A 13,954-nucleotide genomic window follows, 5' to 3' on the forward strand; every position below is an offset into this window, starting at 1 on the left:
GACTCGTACGGTCAAAGGCGCGGAACGGAAACGCTCAGAGCTTGGACCGCCTACCCCGCCTATCCCCAGACTTCTTCGGCGGTTTCGACGATCAGGCGGAGTTTGGCGACCTCCTCGTCGTAGGTGAGGACGTTGCCCTCGACCGTCGAGGAGAAGCCGCACTGGCCGGAGAGGCAGAGTTGTTCGAGGGGTATGTACTTGGTGGCCTCGTCGATACGGCGCTTCAGGGTGTCCTTCGACTCCAGCGTGCCGCGCTTGGTGGTCACCAGGCCGAGCACGACCATCTTGCCCGGCGGCACGAAGCGGAGCGGGGCGAAGCCGCCCGAGCGTTCGTCGTCGTACTCCAGGAAGAAGCCGTCGACCGCCAGCTCGCTGAACAGGGCCTCGGCCACGAAGTCGTAGCCGCCCTCGGCCGCCCACGACGAGCGGAAGTTGCCGCGGCACATGTGGGTGGTCACGGCGAGCTCGGCGGGACGGTCGGCGATCGCCGCGTTGATCTGCTTGATGTAGCGCAGGTGCTGGTGTTCGGCGTCATCGCCGCGCTGGTTGAGCAGGGCGCGCTGGGCGGGGTCGTTCAGGTAGGCCAGGCTGGTGTCGTCGAGCTGCAGGTAGCGGCAGCCGAGCGCGGCGATCCGGCGGACCTGTTCGGCGTACGCGGCGCTCAGATCCGACCAGAACTGCTCATGGTCGGGGTAGACGGCCGGGTCGATCGCGGCCATCCCACCGCGGTAGTGCACCATGCTCGGCGACGGGATGGTCAGTTTCGCGGTGACGCCGTCGCCGACGATCCCGTTCAGGAACGTGAAGTCGTCGCCGAAGATGGTCTCGTTCAGCCGGACCGGGCCGTCGATCGCGAGCGCGGCCGACTCGAAGTCGAGCTCGCCGGCCGCGTTGCGGAAGTGCACCTGGATCTTCTCGCTGGTCGGGTGGATGCCGCCGAGCCGGTAGATGAAATCCATGTGCCAGGACGTACGGCGGAACTCGCCGTCGGTGGCCGAGCGCAGGCCGACCTCGCGCTGCATGCGGACGACGTCGCGGATCGCGTCGTCCTCGACCGCGCGCAGCTCGTCGGCGTCGATCTTGCCGTCGGCGCGCTGCTGCCGGGCGTCGAGCAGGCGCCGCGGTCGCAGGAGGCTGCCGACGTGGTCGGCGCGGAACGGCGGCGTGTCGCGAAGCGTCATCGCAATAACCCCCAAGCGGGAAGAGCCTGCCCGGGAGCATACGCCCGCTTGGTGAATGTTTCAGATAGTCGTTCACGGAGTCTCGCGGTCATTTCGGCTGGCCGCGGCGAAGATCCGCTACATCCGCCTCGGTCGATCGGCTATCTCTTCGTGTGTCGCGTGACACAGGGCGTTACGTTGAAGCCGTGAGCAAGTCCGCCAATCCTTTCGGCCGGCAGCTCCGAAATGAACGCGCAGCGGTAGAGAGGGTTCGCTAGGACGAGGTGGTGTCATGATCCGGGTTCTGGTGGTGCGGGACGAGGGATATTTCGGGGTCCCGGTGCGCGCGCTGATCGAGTCCAAGCCCGACATGCACTTCGTCGCGACGCTGCCGCTGGACGCCGGCCTCGTCGAGCGGTCGGTGCAGCTGTGGCCCACGGTGATCGTCTTCGACACCGAGTACATGGTGAGCCAGCTGCTGCCGTTCGCCACCGACCTGCACGCCGCGATCCCGTCCTGCGCGATGCTCGTGCTCTCCGATCCGGCCAAGCGCGGCATGCTCCCGCCCCGGCGCCGGGCGGCCGGGCTCAACTTCCTGGTGAAGGGCGCGTCCGAGACGCTGCTGGCCGACTCGGTACGCCGGCTGGCCAACGGCGAGCGGGTGGTGTCGCCGATGCTGCAGGCCGCGTCGCTCAACGCCGATCGCGCGCTGAGCACGCGGGAGCTGGAGGTTCTCGGACTCGCGGCGGAGGGCGAGTCGGTCAAGGACATCGCCAGCCGGCTGTACCTGTCGGGCGGCACGGTCCGCAACTACCTATCGGCGATCATCTCGAAGACCGGGGCGCGCAACCGGCTGGACGCGATCCGGATCGCTCGTAAGGATGGCTGGCTGCACTGACCGCACGCCGCTCGCCGGGCCGACGTACCGTGGGTCGGGATGCGAAGCTTCGTCGTTCCGGGGCCGCCGATCCTGCTGCCGCTCGGTGTGCTGCTCATGGTCGTCGCCTGGGTGACGCTGCGGCCGCGGAGCCCGGTGCGCCTGGCGGCGGCGTGGCTGGCCGCCTGGTACGCGGTGGCCGTGGTGGGCGCGACCCTGCTGCCGCTGCACGTGTCCTGGGGCGCCGAACCGCAGTACTTCCGGATCAATCCGATCCCGTTCACTCACGTACGGCCGAGCGATTCGGTTTTGAACGTCGCGATGACGTTGCCGTTCGCGGCGATCCTGTACGTGCTGTTCGGGATTCGCACCAAAATGCGCGTGCTCCGGCTCGGCCTGCTGCTCAGCGCGTCCATCGAGATCACGCAATGTGTGCTGATCCTGACCGTGCACGACAATCGATGGGCCGAGGCGAACGACATCGTCGCGAATGTGCTCGGCGTCTATCTCGGCTATCTGGCCTTTCACCGGCTGCTGCGCCTGGGCGCCGTGCGCCGGCTGGTCGAGGCGGCCTCGGCGCCGCGCCCGGTGCCCGAGCCAGGGTGATACCCGGGTGCGACCCGGGCCCGGCGTGGGCCAGGCTGGGTGCATGACCGACGTGAGCGGGAAAGTGGCGGAGTTGGCCGCGCTGTTGAAGGACACGGCGGAGCACCACGGCTCGTTCGAGGCCGTGGCGCCGCCGCACGACTGGTGGGACTGGTACGCCGCGTACATGGTGGCCCGGCAGAACGGCGAAGCCGAGCCGGAGGCGGTCGCGTCCGCCGGCAAGTACATGGCCGAGGTGAAGGGCGTCGTAGTGCCGCCGGAGGGAATCAGCCGAAGGTGAAGCTGTAAGTCTCCGCGCCCGGGTCGAGGAAGGTGATCTCGGCGGTGCGGTCGGCGATCGGGCCGGGCTGGCGGATCAGCTGGTAGAGCCGGCGGTCGCCGATCTCGCCGTGCCCGTCGGGGCCGACGTCCTCGCCGGCCGCCTCACCGGGTTCCAGGCCGTCGAGCAGCAGCCGGAAGCGGGCCGGGCCGGGGGCGCCCATCACCAGGTTGAGGTCGCGGGCGTGGAAACGGTTCAGGATCCGGCCGCCGGCCGCGTTCGCCGTGGTCGCCTGCTCCCCGATCGTCCAGTCGCCGGCCAGCGCCCACTCGTTGAGGGCCAGCCGGTCGGGGGCGTCGTAGCTGTGCGGCTTACCGGGGAAGAATCCCGACGGCGAGGCGAAGCGCTCGGAGCGCTCGTAACCGGTGTAGTTCTCCGGCGAGCGCAGGGTGGCCCAGTCGGCGGCGACCTCGACCGGTCGCGGTTCGACCGACACGACCGTGCGATCGGAGTCGTTCAAAAGACGCTGGACCGCCATTTCCGTACGGGCGTACTCGCCCTCGCCGAAGTGGTGGTACCTGATCCGGCCCTCGCCGTCGGCCAGGTAGAGCGCGGGCCAGTAGTGGTTGTCGAACGCCTGCCAGACCGCGTAGTCGTTGTCGAGCGCGACCGGATAGCCGACCCGGTCGCCGGTCGCCTCGCGGCGGACGTTGGCGAGGTCGTGCTCGAAGCCGAACTCCGGGGTGTGCACGCCGACCACGACCAGGCCCTGGCCGGCGTACTTCGCGGCCCAGGCGCGCACGTAGGGCAGCTGGCGGAGCCAGTTCACGCAGGTGTACGTCCAGAAGTTGACCAGCACCACCCGCCCGCGCAGGTCATCGCCGGTCAGCGGCGGCGAGTTGAGCCAGCCGGTCGCGCCCTCGAAGCCGGGCAGGTCGCCCTCGACCGGCAGTCCGGCCGCGGATCCGTGCAGCCAATGTGGCATCTCTTCCCCCTGTCTCGGATGATGCGTTCACGATGGCAGGGCGGGGGCCGGCGGCGCACCCGTGACGTGCCCTGGTTCCGCCCGGGAGCGTGCGATGGTGACCGCAAGCGCGTTGGCCGTCACCACCAGGCCCATGCCGATCCATCGGTGCGCGGCGGGGATCTGGCCGAGCAGGGCGACGCCGGCCAGCGTGGCGAGCACCGGGTGGCAGCTCATGAAGACGCCGAACAGCCGGGCCGGGACGAAGCGGAGCACGATCAGGTCGGCGGCGTAGGGGACGGCCGAGCTCAGCAGGCCCGCGGTCACGGCGTACCCGATGCCCCCGGTTTTGATGACGACCAGGATCGGGAGGTAGAGCAGGACGCAGCAAGTGGTCGCGACCGCGGGGGCCTGCAAGCCGGGGAGGCGGGCGCCGGCCAGGCGATTGAGCAGGATGTACGCCGCCCAGCAGGCCGCCGCGAGCAGTCCGAGGCCGACGCCGAGGTGGTCGCTCGACGAGCCGGGCAGGACCAGGACATAGACGCCGATCGCGGCGATGGCGGCGCAGAGCAGATCCGATCGGGTACGGGAGCCGGCCAGCGCGACGGCGAGCGGGCCGAGGAACTCCAGGGTGACGGCGAGGCCGAGGCCGACGCGGTCGATCGCGGTGTAGAGGCTGAGGTTCATCGTCGCGAAGACCAGCGCGAGCAGCAGGGTCGGCCACCATTGCGCCCAGGTGAAGCGGCGGATGTCGGGACGGGCGGCGGGCAGCAGCACGACGGCGGCGACCACCTGCCGGACGGCGACCACCCCGGCCGGCCCGATCAGCGGGAAGGCATGCGCGCCGATCGCGGCGCCGACCTGGTTGCTGGCGGCGCTCGCGAGCATGGTCACGACGCCGGCGGCGGTCTTGGCATTCACCGGCTCAGCGTGAGCGTTTCCGATCGGCGAGAGAAATGAGCGAGGCGTCGCACCTATACGCTTGGCGCATGAATGTGCAGCTGCGTCAGCTGGCGGCGCTGGTCGCGGTGGCCGACGCCGGCACGTTCACCGAGGCGGCGACCGAGCTGGGCCTGTCCCAGGCGGCGGTGTCGCGCGCGATCGCCGGACTGGAGGCCGTGTTGGGCGCGCGGCTGCTGCAGCGCACCACCCGGCAGGTGGCGCTGACCGCGACCGGGGCCCGGGTGCTGCCGGCCGCCCGGCGCGTGCTCGAGGAGGTGACCCATCTCGAGCGGACGGTGGCGAGACAAGATCAAGAGCTGCGGATCGGGTACGCCTGGGCGGCGCTCGGCAAGCACACCCGGCGTCTGCAGCGCGCGTGGCAGTCGGCGCACCCGGGCGTCCCGCTGGTCTTCGTGCAGTCGGGCACGGCGACCGCCGGCCTCGCCGAGGGCGTCGCCGACGTGGCGGTGCTGCGCCGGCCGCTCGACGACGACCGCTTCGAGACGACGCCGATCGGTTCGGAGGCGCGCTACGCGGCGGTCGCGACCGACAACGCGCTCGCCCGGCGGCGGTCGGTGCGGATGGCCGAACTCGCTCGCTACACGGTCGCCCTGGACAGCCGGACCGGAACGACCACGCCCGGGTTGTGGCCGCCGGGCGGCGCGCCGGCGTCGACCCGCGAGTCGCACGGGGTGGACGAGTGGCTGACTCTGATCGCGGCCGGTCAGGCGGTCGGCGTCACCTCGGAGGCGACCGCCAACCAGAACCCGCGGCCGGGCGTCGCCTATCGCGCGGTCCGGGACGCGCCACCGATCGAGGTACGGCTCGCCTGGTGGCGCGACGACCCGCCGCCGCGGCTGGCCGAGCTGATCGCGCTCGCGCGCTCGCTCATTTCCGGGCGCTGACCCCGCCGCCGCACGGCCGCCGGGCGGATCGCGATGGCGCACTCGCTCATTTCCGGTCGCCGAGCGGGGCGCCCGACCCGCCGATCGAATCCGATCGCGTTCGATTCCCGATCGCCTTTGCTCGGTTTCGGTCGGGCCGCCCCGACAGAGCCGCCGTCAAAGCCCCATCTTGCCGGTGACGTCGGCGATCGCCTCGTCCAGGATCGCCACGCCCAGGTCCAGCTCCTCCGTCGACGAGGTCAGCGCGGGCGCGATCCGGAACACGCCGCCCATCGCCGGCAGTTGGACGACGTTCATGTGCAGGCCCAGTTCCAGGCAGCGTTGCGTGACCGCGGCGCCCAGTTCGTTCGCGGGCTCCTTGGTGTGGCGGTCGAGCACCAGCTCCAGACCGACCAGCAGGCCGCGCCCCCGCACGTCGCCGATCACCCGGTGCTGCTGACCAAGACCGAGCAAACCCGTTCGGAGGTACGCACCGAGCTCCGCGGCCCGCCGATCGAGTTCGTTCTTTTCCAGCACGTCCAGGACGGTGTTCCCGACCGCCGCGACGAGCGGATCGGACACGTGCGTGGTGAAGAACAGGAATCCGCGTTCGTGCGCGACCCGCTCGATCTCGGCACTGGTCACCACCGCGGCGAGCGGCAGCCCGGCGCCGAGCGTCTTGGAGAGCGTGAGGATGTCCGGCACCACGCCGTCGCGCTCGAACGCGTACCAGTCCCCGGTGCGGCACAGCCCGGTCTGCGCCTCGTCCAGGATCAGCAGGCCGCCGCGCTCGTGGCATTTGTCGCGCAGCGCGGCCAGGTAGCCCGGCGGCAGGTCGAGCACGCCGCCCGAGCTGAGGATCGGCTCGACGATGACGGCGGCGAGGCTACCCACCGACTGCGCGTCGAACAGCTCGAACGAGTAGTCCAGCTGCCGCCGCCAGTCGAGCCCGCCGTCGGCGTCGGTGAAGTCGGGCCGGTACGCGTTCGGGGTGGGGATGGCGAAGTTGCCGGGCGCGGCCGGGCCGTACCCCTTGCGCCCGGAGGAGTAGGTGGCACTCGCCGCCGCCTGGGTCATGCCGTGCCAGGAGCGCGCGAACGAGACGATCTCGTGCCGCCCGGTGACCAGCTTCGCCATCCGGATCGCGGCCTCGTTCGACTCGGCGCCGGTGGTCAGCAGCAGCACCTTCTCGAGCGGCTCGGGCAGGGTCCCGGCGAGGCGGCGGGCGAGCTCGACGACCGGCCGGCTGAGCATGCCGCTGAACAGGTGGTCGAGCGTGCCAACCTGGCGCTGCACGGTCGCCACCACGTCGGGGTGCGAGTGCCCGAGGATGGCGCTCATCTGCCCGGACGTGAAGTCGAGCAGCTTCCGGCCGTCGGCCGTGTAGACGAAGCTGCCCTCGGCCCGCTCGATGATCTCAGGCACGAAGCGGCCGGCGCCGGAGTAGCGGACGAGATGACGCTCGGCATCGGACCAGAACGAATCAGTCATGCCCTCGACGCTAGAAACTGCCCGAGCGTCACGTCCATCTCACCTTTCCGCCGCTGCTGTTAAGCGGAAGCGCACAGATATCACTCGCTGAACTAGTTACTCGCCCCGCGAGATACTCGCCCCGCGAGATACTCACCCCGCGAGATACTCGCTCGGCGAGACAATCGGGTTATGACGCTCAATCCTTGGCGGTTGCGCCTGCTCGCCGACCTCGCCACCTACGGCACCGTGCGAGCGGTCGCGCAGCGCGGCAATCTCAGCCCGTCGGCGGTCTCCCAGCAGCTCGCCACGCTGGAGCGGGAGACGCACACCACGCTGCTCGAGCGCACCGGCCGGCGGGTGCGGCTGACCGCGGCCGGGGTGCTGCTGGCCGGCCGGGCCCGGGAGATCCTCGCCGCCATGGAGGCCGCCGAGGCCGAGTTGCGGGGGCTGGCCGACGAGCCGGCCGGGACGGTCACGCTGGCCGCGTTCCAGAGCGCCGTGCACGCGCTGGCCGAGCCCGCGGTGGCCCGGCTCGCCGAGCGGCATCCGGACGTCACCGTGGTGCTGCTCGAGCTCGAACCGCACGACAGCATGCCCGCGCTGCGCCGCGGGGACGTGGACGTCATCATCACCACGACCGACTTCGTCGGGGCCGAGCTCGACCCGGCGATCGACCTGGTGCCGATCGCCGCGGACGAGATCGTGCTGGTTCTGCCGGACGGCCATCCACTGACCGCGCAGGAGGTGGTCGGCCTCGAGGCGTGCGCGGCGCAACGGTGGACCTTCGACGTGACCGGGTCGTACATGTCCGAGCTGGCGACCCGGCTCTGCCGCGAGGCCGGATTCGAGCCGTCGGTGATCTGCCGGTTCAACAACTACATGATCGCGTTGCAGCACGTGGAGAAGTCCCGGTCGATCGCGCTGCTGCCCAGCCTCGCGATCGATCCGCGCTACCGGGTGGCGACGCGGCCGCTGGACCCACCGGTCACCCGGCGGATCACCGCGGCCGTGCGCCGCCCGGCCACCCCACGCCCGGAGGTGACCGCCGTCCTCACCGCACTCCGATCTGCCGCGCCCCAGTAAGCAGAGCAGCGCGTAATGGTGCGCAGAGCGGGGCGTCATGGTGCGCAGAGCGGGGCGTCATGGTGCGCAGGGGGCGTCATGGTGCGCAGAGCGGGCGGCACGGTGCGCAGAGCGGCGCGGCACGGTGCGCAGAGCATTAGGAGCACGCCGGAGCCCTCAGGCCGGCACGGCGGGCAAGTTGGCGAGCGCCGCCGACACCGCCTCCCCGGACAGCTCGTGGTCGACCATGTCCCCGGCCAGGAAACGACCATAAGCGGCCAGATCCAGGTGCCCGTGCCCGCACAGCGCGGTCAGGATCACCTTCTCCTCCCCGCTCTCCTTGCAGCGCAACGCCTCCTCGATGCAAGCCGCGAGCGCGTGCGTAGGCTCCGGCGCCGGAATGATGCCCTCCGCGCGCGCGAACCGGACGCCCGCCTCGAAGCACTCCTTCTGCGTCTTCGCGACCGCCTCGATCAGGCCGAGCTCGTAGATGTGCGAGAGCAGCGGCGACATCCCGTGATACCGCAGGCCACCGGCGTGGATCGGGTCGGGGATGAACTCGTGCCCAAGCGTGTGCATCTTCATCAGCGGGGTCATGCCGGCGGTGTCCCCGAAGTCGTACGCGTAGATGCCCTTGGTCAGCGAGGGACAGGAAGCGGGCTCGACGGCGCGGATCGTGGGCGCCATCCGGCCGGCCAGCTTCTCGCGCAGGAACGGGAACGCGAGGCCGCCGAAGTTGGAGCCGCCACCGGTGCAGCCGACGATCACGTCGGGCGTGGCTCCGGCCTTGGCGAGTTGCAGGAGCGCCTCCTCGCCGATGATCGTTTGATGCAGGAGTACGTGGTTGAGCACGCTCCCGAGCGCATAGTTGGTGTCCGCGTTCTGCGCCGCGACCTCGACCGCCTCGCTGATCGCGATGCCGAGCGAACCCGGCGAGTCCGGATCGGTTTCGAGCACCTGACGGCCGGCCGCGGTCAGCGTGGACGGGGACGGGTGGATGGTCGCGCCGAACGTCTCGATCATGATTTTCCGGTACGGCTTCTGGTCGTACGAGGCGCGGACCTGCCAGATCTCGCACTCGAGGCCGAACTGGGCGCTGGCAAAGGCCAGCGCGGTTCCCCACTGCCCGGCGCCGGTCTCGGTGGTCAGCCGGCGGACGCCCGCGGCCGCGTTGTAGAACGCCTGCGGGACGGCGGTGTTCGGCTTGTGCGAGCCGGCCGGCGAGACCCCCTCGTACTTGTAATAGATCTTCGCGGGGGTGCCGAGCGCCTTCTCCAGCCGCCGGGCCCGGTAGAGCGGCGACGGCCGCCAGAGCCGGTAGACGTCGAGCACCTCCTCGGGGATGTCGACGTAGCGCTCGGCGGTGACCTCCTGCTCGATCAGCGCCATCGGGAAGAGCGGGGCGAGATCGTCCGGCCCGACCGGCTGCAGGGTGCCGGGGTGCAGGACGGGCGGTGGTGGGCTGGGCAGGTCCGGCACGATGTTGTACCAGCGCCGCGGCATCTCCGATTCGGTCAGCAGGATCTTGGTGGCGTCGTCGCTCATCCCCCGATCATCGTCGCTCGCGGTCCCGCTGGGGAGTGTCACCGCAGCAGGCCGAACACCACTCCCCCGATCGCGGCACCGATCGCCGCGCCGACGATCACCTGGGCCACCGTGTGGTCGCGCAGCCGCACCCGCGACCAGCCGACGGCAGCGACCACGACCACGGTGACCAGCAGCGCGGGGCCGTAGATGAGCACCAGGACCACCGCCGAGGCGGCCGCCACGCCGGCGTGGATGCTCGACTTCCAGAAATGGTTGATCGCGGTGGCCACCGCGCCCCCGGCGAACGACGCCACGATCAGCGCGACCAGTTCGCGGGGCGCGTGGGTGGCCAGCAGCAGCGCCAAACCGATCAGGACCGATCCCAGGCCGAAGAGCAGCGGGCCGGTCCGTTGCGCGCGCTCACCGATGTGCCGATCGCTCAGCCGGCCCCGGCGCACCCCGCGCAGGATCATCGCGTACGGGATGACCGCGCAGAACAGGCTCGCCAGGAGCCCCCACCCGAGGCCCTTCACCGGCGATCCGGCGGCGTGCAGGCCGACGATGAGCGGCAGCACGGCGGCCAGCACGGCCGGGGCGAACACCTCGGTGAGAACCCGCGCGACCTTGTCCATGATCGGTGACGCTATCCGAGCCCCGCGGCCCTGGCGCACGATGGTGGGATGACCCCACCCGATGTCATCGAGGACCTCGCGGCCGAGCAAGACCACGTCGAGGCCCTGCTCAGCAAGCTCTCCCCCGCCGACTGGCTGACCCCGTCGGCGGCCGCCGGCTGGACGATCGCCGATGTCGTGCTGCATCTCGCCCAGACCGAGGAGGGCGTCGCCGCGACGCTCGGCGCCGGCCCGCCGACCGTCCGGTGGGGCGACTACGGCTCGACCGTGGACGAGGCGATGGCGGCGATGGTCCGCAGCCAGCGCGCCGAGCCGGCCGAGGTCTTCGAGCGCTGGCGGGCCGCCCGTCGCGCCTCGGTCGCCGCCCTGCGCGCCGCCGATCCGCAACGGCCGGTGCAGTGGGTCGCCGCGCCGCTCAAGCCGCCCGCGCTGGCCACCACCCGGCTGGCCGAGCACTGGGCGCACGCCGCGCTGGACATCGCGCCGCCGCTCGGCCTCGACTATCCGGACACCGCCCGGCTCCGCCACGTCGCCTGGCTCGCGCACCGTACGCTCCCCTATGCCTTCCGGGTCGCCGGTCATCCCGTGGTCGAGGTGTTCTGCGACCTGACCGCGCCGGACGGCTCGGCGTGGCGGTTCGGCGATCCCGCCGCAGAGAACGTCATCTCCGGCTCCGCCGGCGCCTTCTGCCGGGTGGGTGCGCAACGTCTCGCGCCCTCCGCCTCCGGGTTGCAAACCAAGGGTGCGTACGGCGAGGTAGCGCTGAATGTCCTGCGGAACTACGCCTCCACGTAATTTGCCGGTTTACTGCCTTCTCGCACTCACGGTCACGCCCTCACCCTGCGTACCGATCACCATAGCGTCACCGGCGTCCTACAGGCTGCCAGCCGGACGGCGGTGACCTGCGTTTTCGCCAAGATCCGAAAGCGGCTTTCCGGATCACCCGAGGACACCCCGAAAATTGCCGACCAGCAGGGCAGATACAGATCACTTAAGGATTACTAAAGGAACCGCGGCGCCCGGCTATTCGCTATTGACCCCGGGACCATCATGTGGGGCGTGGCGATCGAATCAAACGACTTCACGGTTCCCAAGCATAGACGCAGGGCGAATCCGCGGCTTTATCACGAGGGCGGCTCGTCGACAAGTGCGCACCCGCGCACCGTTGAATACCAAGAAGAAGTGTTGGACGTCGGGCGCGGCGAGGCAATTCAGGGACTGACCCACGACGTGCTCATTCGCCGTTCGCTCGAGGTCTCGCCGAACGGCTTCATCACCATCATCAGCATCATCCAGGGGGTGGCCCTCGCGCTGCTCGCCCAGAACACGTTCGAGAAGCCGTCCGTGCTGGTCGTCGCGCAGAGCGTGGCGCTGATGATGGTGTTCGTGGTGGTTTTCTACTTCTACCTGACGATGAGCGTGATGCTGCGCTGGGCGCCGAGTTTCCTGGACAGCTTCCTGCCATTCGCGATCGCCGGCCTGGAGATTCCGCCGGCGTTCTTTCTGGGCAACGCGGCCGGGTGGAGCACGTGGCTCGCCGCGCTCTGGTTCGTGATCGTGGCCGGCCTGTGGACGACGGCGAAATGGTCGCCGCCCTCGCATTTCGGCCGGACCCGGCTCGCGCACACCCGATGGCACCAGCTGCAGCGCGAGTTGCAACTGAGCACTGGCTGCGGCGGCTTCGCGGCGGCGCTGTGTGCTCTTTACGCCGCCTTCGCACCCGGCCACCGGCTCGCCTTCGGATTGTTCAGCACGCTCACCGTGCTGGTCACGGTCGGCGTCGTGGTGTGGCGGATCGAGATCCGGTCCGCGCAGATCCACTCGCTCTACGGGGTCAATCGGCCACCGTTCAACTAGCGGCTCAGAAGGCATTGCGCTCCGTGGCGGTGCGGCCTACGTTAACGTTCACATCCACGTCCTTCACTGCTTTGCCGGCGACGCTCCCCGGCGTACGGGAAAGGAGGTTCTGGCCTTTCTGCCCTGTCCTTTCGCCACGGAAGAGGTCACCATGGCACATTCCCGCCCGCGCAGAGGGCTGCTCGCGGTCGCCGCCACCGGCGCCCTGGTAGCGAGCCTGTTCGCCGGCGCCGGCAGCGCACAGGCGGCCACCACCGGCCCGTGCGACATCTACGCCTCCGGCGGCACGCCCTGCGTCGCCGCCCACAGCACCACCCGGGCCCTGTACGGCAGCTACACCGGCTCGCTCTACCAGGTCCGGCGCGCCTCGGACAACGCCACGGCGAACATCGCGCCGCTCAGCGCCGGCGGCGTGGCCAATGCGGCCGCCCAGGACTCCTTCTGCTCCGGCACGTCCTGCGTCATCACGATCATTTATGACCAGTCCGGCCGGGGCAACAACCTCACCCAGGCCCCGCCCGGTGGTTTCAACGGGCCGGCCGCCGGCGGCTACGACAACCTCGCGAACGCCACCGCCGCGCCGGTCACGGTGGGCGGCCACAAGGCGTACGGCGTCTTCGTCGCGCCCGGCACCGGCTACCGCAACAACCACACCAGCGGGATCGCCACCGGCGACGCCGCCGAGGGCATGTACGCCATCCTCGACGGCACCCACTACAACGGCGGCTGCTGCTTCGACTACGGCAACGCCGAGACCAGCAGCACGGACACCGGCAACGGGCACATGGAAGCCATCTACTTCGGCAACATCAAGGTCTGGGGCTACGGCACCGGCAACGGCCCGTGGATCATGGCCGACCTGGAGAACGGCCTGTTCTCGGGCGTGAACGCCGGCTACAACGCGAACGACCCGTCGATCGGCAACCGGTTCGTCACGGCGGTCATCAAGGGCCAGCCCGGCCACTGGTCGATCCGCGGCGGCAACGCTCAATCCGGCTCACTGTCCACGTTCTACAGCGGCGCGCGGCCGAACGTCTCCGGCTACAACCCGATGCACAAGGAAGGCGCCATCATCCTGGGCATCGGCGGGGACAACAGCAACGGCTCGGCCGGCACCTTCTACGAGGGCGTCATGACCAGCGGCTACCCGAGCGACGCGACCGAGAACTCGGTGCAGGCGAACATCACCGCCGCCGCGTACGCGACCGGCGGCGGCACCAGCACCGGCCCCACGGTCGGCTCGACCATCTCGCTGCGGGCCACCACCGCCTGCTGCACGACCCGCTACATCAGCCACTCCGGGGCGACCGTCTCCACCCAGGTGGTCAGCTCGTCCAGCTCGTCGGCGGCCAAGTCGCAGGCGTCCTGGATCGTCCGGTCGGGCCTGGCCAACGGCTCCTGCGTCTCGTTCGAGTCGAGGGACACCGCGGGCAGCTACCTGCGGCACCAGAACTTCCAGCTCTACCTGCAAGCCAACGACGGCAGCTCGCTGTTCGCCAACGACGCGACGTTCTGCCCGCAGGCCGGGATGAACGGCCAGGGCAACTCGTTCATGTCGAACAACTATTCGACCCGATACATCCGGCACTACAGCAACAACGTCTACATCGCCAGCAACGGCGGCTCCAACGCGTTCGACTCGTCGAACCTGTGGGCCGACGACGTGAGCTGGGTCGTCACGGCCCCCTGGACGCCCTAGCTCGCCTCCCGG

General features: G+C 70.2%; 14 protein-coding genes. 8 read left to right on the forward strand and 6 right to left on the reverse strand.

The genetic code is table 11. The features are described 5' to 3' along the window. Nucleotides 1–59 precede the first annotated feature (59 nt). Nucleotides 60–1,181 carry a 5-methyltetrahydropteroyltriglutamate--homocysteine S-methyltransferase gene (locus tag IH26_RS0116120; protein ID WP_030437012.1) on the reverse strand — a complete coding sequence of 374 codons (1,122 nt, stop codon included), beginning with the start codon at nt 1,179–1,181 and terminating at the stop codon, nt 60–62. Nucleotides 1,182–1,452: 271 nt separating this feature from the next. On the opposite strand from IH26_RS0116120, the gene IH26_RS0116125 reads away from it, so the two are divergent. From IH26_RS0116125 to IH26_RS0116135, 3 genes are read left to right on the forward strand one after another with little or no spacing between them, the layout of a single operon-like run. Next, the gene (locus IH26_RS0116125; protein WP_030437013.1) at nt 1,453–2,058 is read left to right on the forward strand and encodes a helix-turn-helix transcriptional regulator; all 606 of its coding nucleotides are present in this window, start codon (nt 1,453–1,455) and stop codon (nt 2,056–2,058) included. 39 nt (nt 2,059–2,097) lie between these two features. Next, complete coding sequence (locus tag IH26_RS0116130; RefSeq protein WP_030437014.1) at nt 2,098–2,643, forward strand: VanZ family protein; 546 nt, start codon at nt 2,098–2,100, stop codon at nt 2,641–2,643. A 43-nt stretch (nt 2,644–2,686) separates the two neighbouring features. Further along, entirely contained in the window at nt 2,687–2,923 is a 237-nt protein-coding gene (locus tag IH26_RS0116135; protein ID WP_030437015.1) for a hypothetical protein, read from the forward strand. Here the strand turns inward: IH26_RS0116135 and IH26_RS53590 are convergent. Both IH26_RS53590 and IH26_RS55865 read right to left on the reverse strand, forming a co-directional pair. Then, the gene (locus tag IH26_RS53590) at nt 2,910–3,887 is read right to left on the reverse strand and encodes a redoxin domain-containing protein (RefSeq protein WP_051808188.1); all 978 of its coding nucleotides are present in this window, start codon (nt 3,885–3,887) and stop codon (nt 2,910–2,912) included. The two genes, IH26_RS0116135 and IH26_RS53590, sit on opposite strands and share 14 nt — an antisense overlap. Nucleotides 3,888–3,914: 27 nt before the next feature. Beyond that, nucleotides 3,915–4,787: an EamA family transporter gene (locus IH26_RS55865; protein ID WP_245665229.1), complete on the reverse strand. Its 873-nt coding sequence runs from the start codon at nt 4,785–4,787 to the stop codon at nt 3,915–3,917. A gap of 68 nt (nt 4,788–4,855) precedes the next feature. On the opposite strand from IH26_RS55865, the gene IH26_RS0116145 reads away from it, so the two are divergent. Then, complete coding sequence (locus IH26_RS0116145) at nt 4,856–5,713, forward strand: LysR family transcriptional regulator (RefSeq protein ID WP_030437016.1); 858 nt, start codon at nt 4,856–4,858, stop codon at nt 5,711–5,713. A 156-nt stretch (nt 5,714–5,869) separates the two neighbouring features. Here the strand turns inward: IH26_RS0116145 and IH26_RS0116150 are convergent, their stop codons facing one another. Beyond that, nucleotides 5,870–7,183, reverse strand: a complete 1,314-nt coding sequence (locus IH26_RS0116150) for an aspartate aminotransferase family protein (RefSeq protein ID WP_030437017.1) — start codon at nt 7,181–7,183, stop codon at nt 5,870–5,872. A 171-nt stretch (nt 7,184–7,354) separates the two neighbouring features. Here IH26_RS0116150 and IH26_RS0116155 point away from each other — a divergent pair, with 171 nt between their 5' ends. Then, nucleotides 7,355–8,248, forward strand: a complete 894-nt coding sequence (locus tag IH26_RS0116155; RefSeq protein WP_030437018.1) for a LysR family transcriptional regulator — start codon at nt 7,355–7,357, stop codon at nt 8,246–8,248. 156 nt (nt 8,249–8,404) lie between these two features. Here the strand turns inward: IH26_RS0116155 and IH26_RS0116160 are convergent, their stop codons facing one another. Together IH26_RS0116160 and IH26_RS0116165 are read right to left on the reverse strand one after the other, a co-directional pair. Then, nucleotides 8,405–9,772 carry a TrpB-like pyridoxal phosphate-dependent enzyme gene (locus IH26_RS0116160; protein WP_030437019.1) on the reverse strand — a complete coding sequence of 456 codons (1,368 nt, stop codon included), beginning with the start codon at nt 9,770–9,772 and terminating at the stop codon, nt 8,405–8,407. A gap of 38 nt (nt 9,773–9,810) precedes the next feature. Then, nucleotides 9,811–10,386 carry a phosphatase PAP2 family protein gene (locus IH26_RS0116165; RefSeq protein ID WP_030437020.1) on the reverse strand — a complete coding sequence of 192 codons (576 nt, stop codon included), beginning with the start codon at nt 10,384–10,386 and terminating at the stop codon, nt 9,811–9,813. A 48-nt stretch (nt 10,387–10,434) separates the two neighbouring features. Here IH26_RS0116165 and IH26_RS0116170 point away from each other — a divergent pair, with 48 nt between their 5' ends. From IH26_RS0116170 to IH26_RS0116180, 3 genes are all read left to right on the forward strand, one after another. Further along, a complete protein-coding gene (locus IH26_RS0116170) occupies nt 10,435–11,181 on the forward strand; it encodes a maleylpyruvate isomerase family mycothiol-dependent enzyme (protein ID WP_030437021.1) in 747 nt (248 codons plus the stop codon). 387 nt (nt 11,182–11,568) lie between these two features. Continuing rightward, nucleotides 11,569–12,243, forward strand: coding sequence for a hypothetical protein (locus IH26_RS0116175; RefSeq protein ID WP_157437213.1), 675 nt, complete (start codon nt 11,569–11,571; stop codon nt 12,241–12,243). A gap of 151 nt (nt 12,244–12,394) precedes the next feature. Then, entirely contained in the window at nt 12,395–13,942 is a 1,548-nt protein-coding gene (locus IH26_RS0116180) for an alpha-L-arabinofuranosidase B (protein WP_030437023.1), read from the forward strand. Nucleotides 13,943–13,954: the final 12 nt, after the last annotated feature.

The sequence above is a fragment of the Actinoplanes subtropicus genome (assembly GCF_000721705.1).
Lineage (GTDB): Bacteria > Actinomycetota > Actinomycetes > Mycobacteriales > Micromonosporaceae > Actinoplanes > Actinoplanes subtropicus.

Bases quoted from the DNA above. Each gene is read 5' to 3' on its own strand.
- IH26_RS0116120 (WP_030437012.1), bottom strand. From the start codon at position 1,181: ATGACGCTTCGCGACACGCCGCCGTTCCGCGCCGACCACGTCGGCAGC.
- IH26_RS0116125 (WP_030437013.1), top strand. From the start codon at position 1,453: ATGATCCGGGTTCTGGTGGTGCGGGACGAGGGATATTTCGGGGTCCCG.
- IH26_RS0116130 (WP_030437014.1), top strand. From the start codon at position 2,098: ATGCGAAGCTTCGTCGTTCCGGGGCCGCCGATCCTGCTGCCGCTCGGT.
- IH26_RS0116135 (WP_030437015.1), top strand. From the start codon at position 2,687: ATGACCGACGTGAGCGGGAAAGTGGCGGAGTTGGCCGCGCTGTTGAAG.
- IH26_RS53590 (WP_051808188.1), bottom strand. From the start codon at position 3,887: ATGCCACATTGGCTGCACGGATCCGCGGCCGGACTGCCGGTCGAGGGC.
- IH26_RS0116145 (WP_030437016.1), top strand. From the start codon at position 4,856: ATGAATGTGCAGCTGCGTCAGCTGGCGGCGCTGGTCGCGGTGGCCGAC.
- IH26_RS0116150 (WP_030437017.1), bottom strand. From the start codon at position 7,183: ATGACTGATTCGTTCTGGTCCGATGCCGAGCGTCATCTCGTCCGCTAC.
- IH26_RS0116155 (WP_030437018.1), top strand. From the start codon at position 7,355: ATGACGCTCAATCCTTGGCGGTTGCGCCTGCTCGCCGACCTCGCCACC.
- IH26_RS0116160 (WP_030437019.1), bottom strand. From the start codon at position 9,772: ATGAGCGACGACGCCACCAAGATCCTGCTGACCGAATCGGAGATGCCG.
- IH26_RS0116165 (WP_030437020.1), bottom strand. From the start codon at position 10,386: ATGGACAAGGTCGCGCGGGTTCTCACCGAGGTGTTCGCCCCGGCCGTG.
- IH26_RS0116170 (WP_030437021.1), top strand. From the start codon at position 10,435: ATGACCCCACCCGATGTCATCGAGGACCTCGCGGCCGAGCAAGACCAC.
- IH26_RS0116180 (WP_030437023.1), top strand. From the start codon at position 12,395: ATGGCACATTCCCGCCCGCGCAGAGGGCTGCTCGCGGTCGCCGCCACC.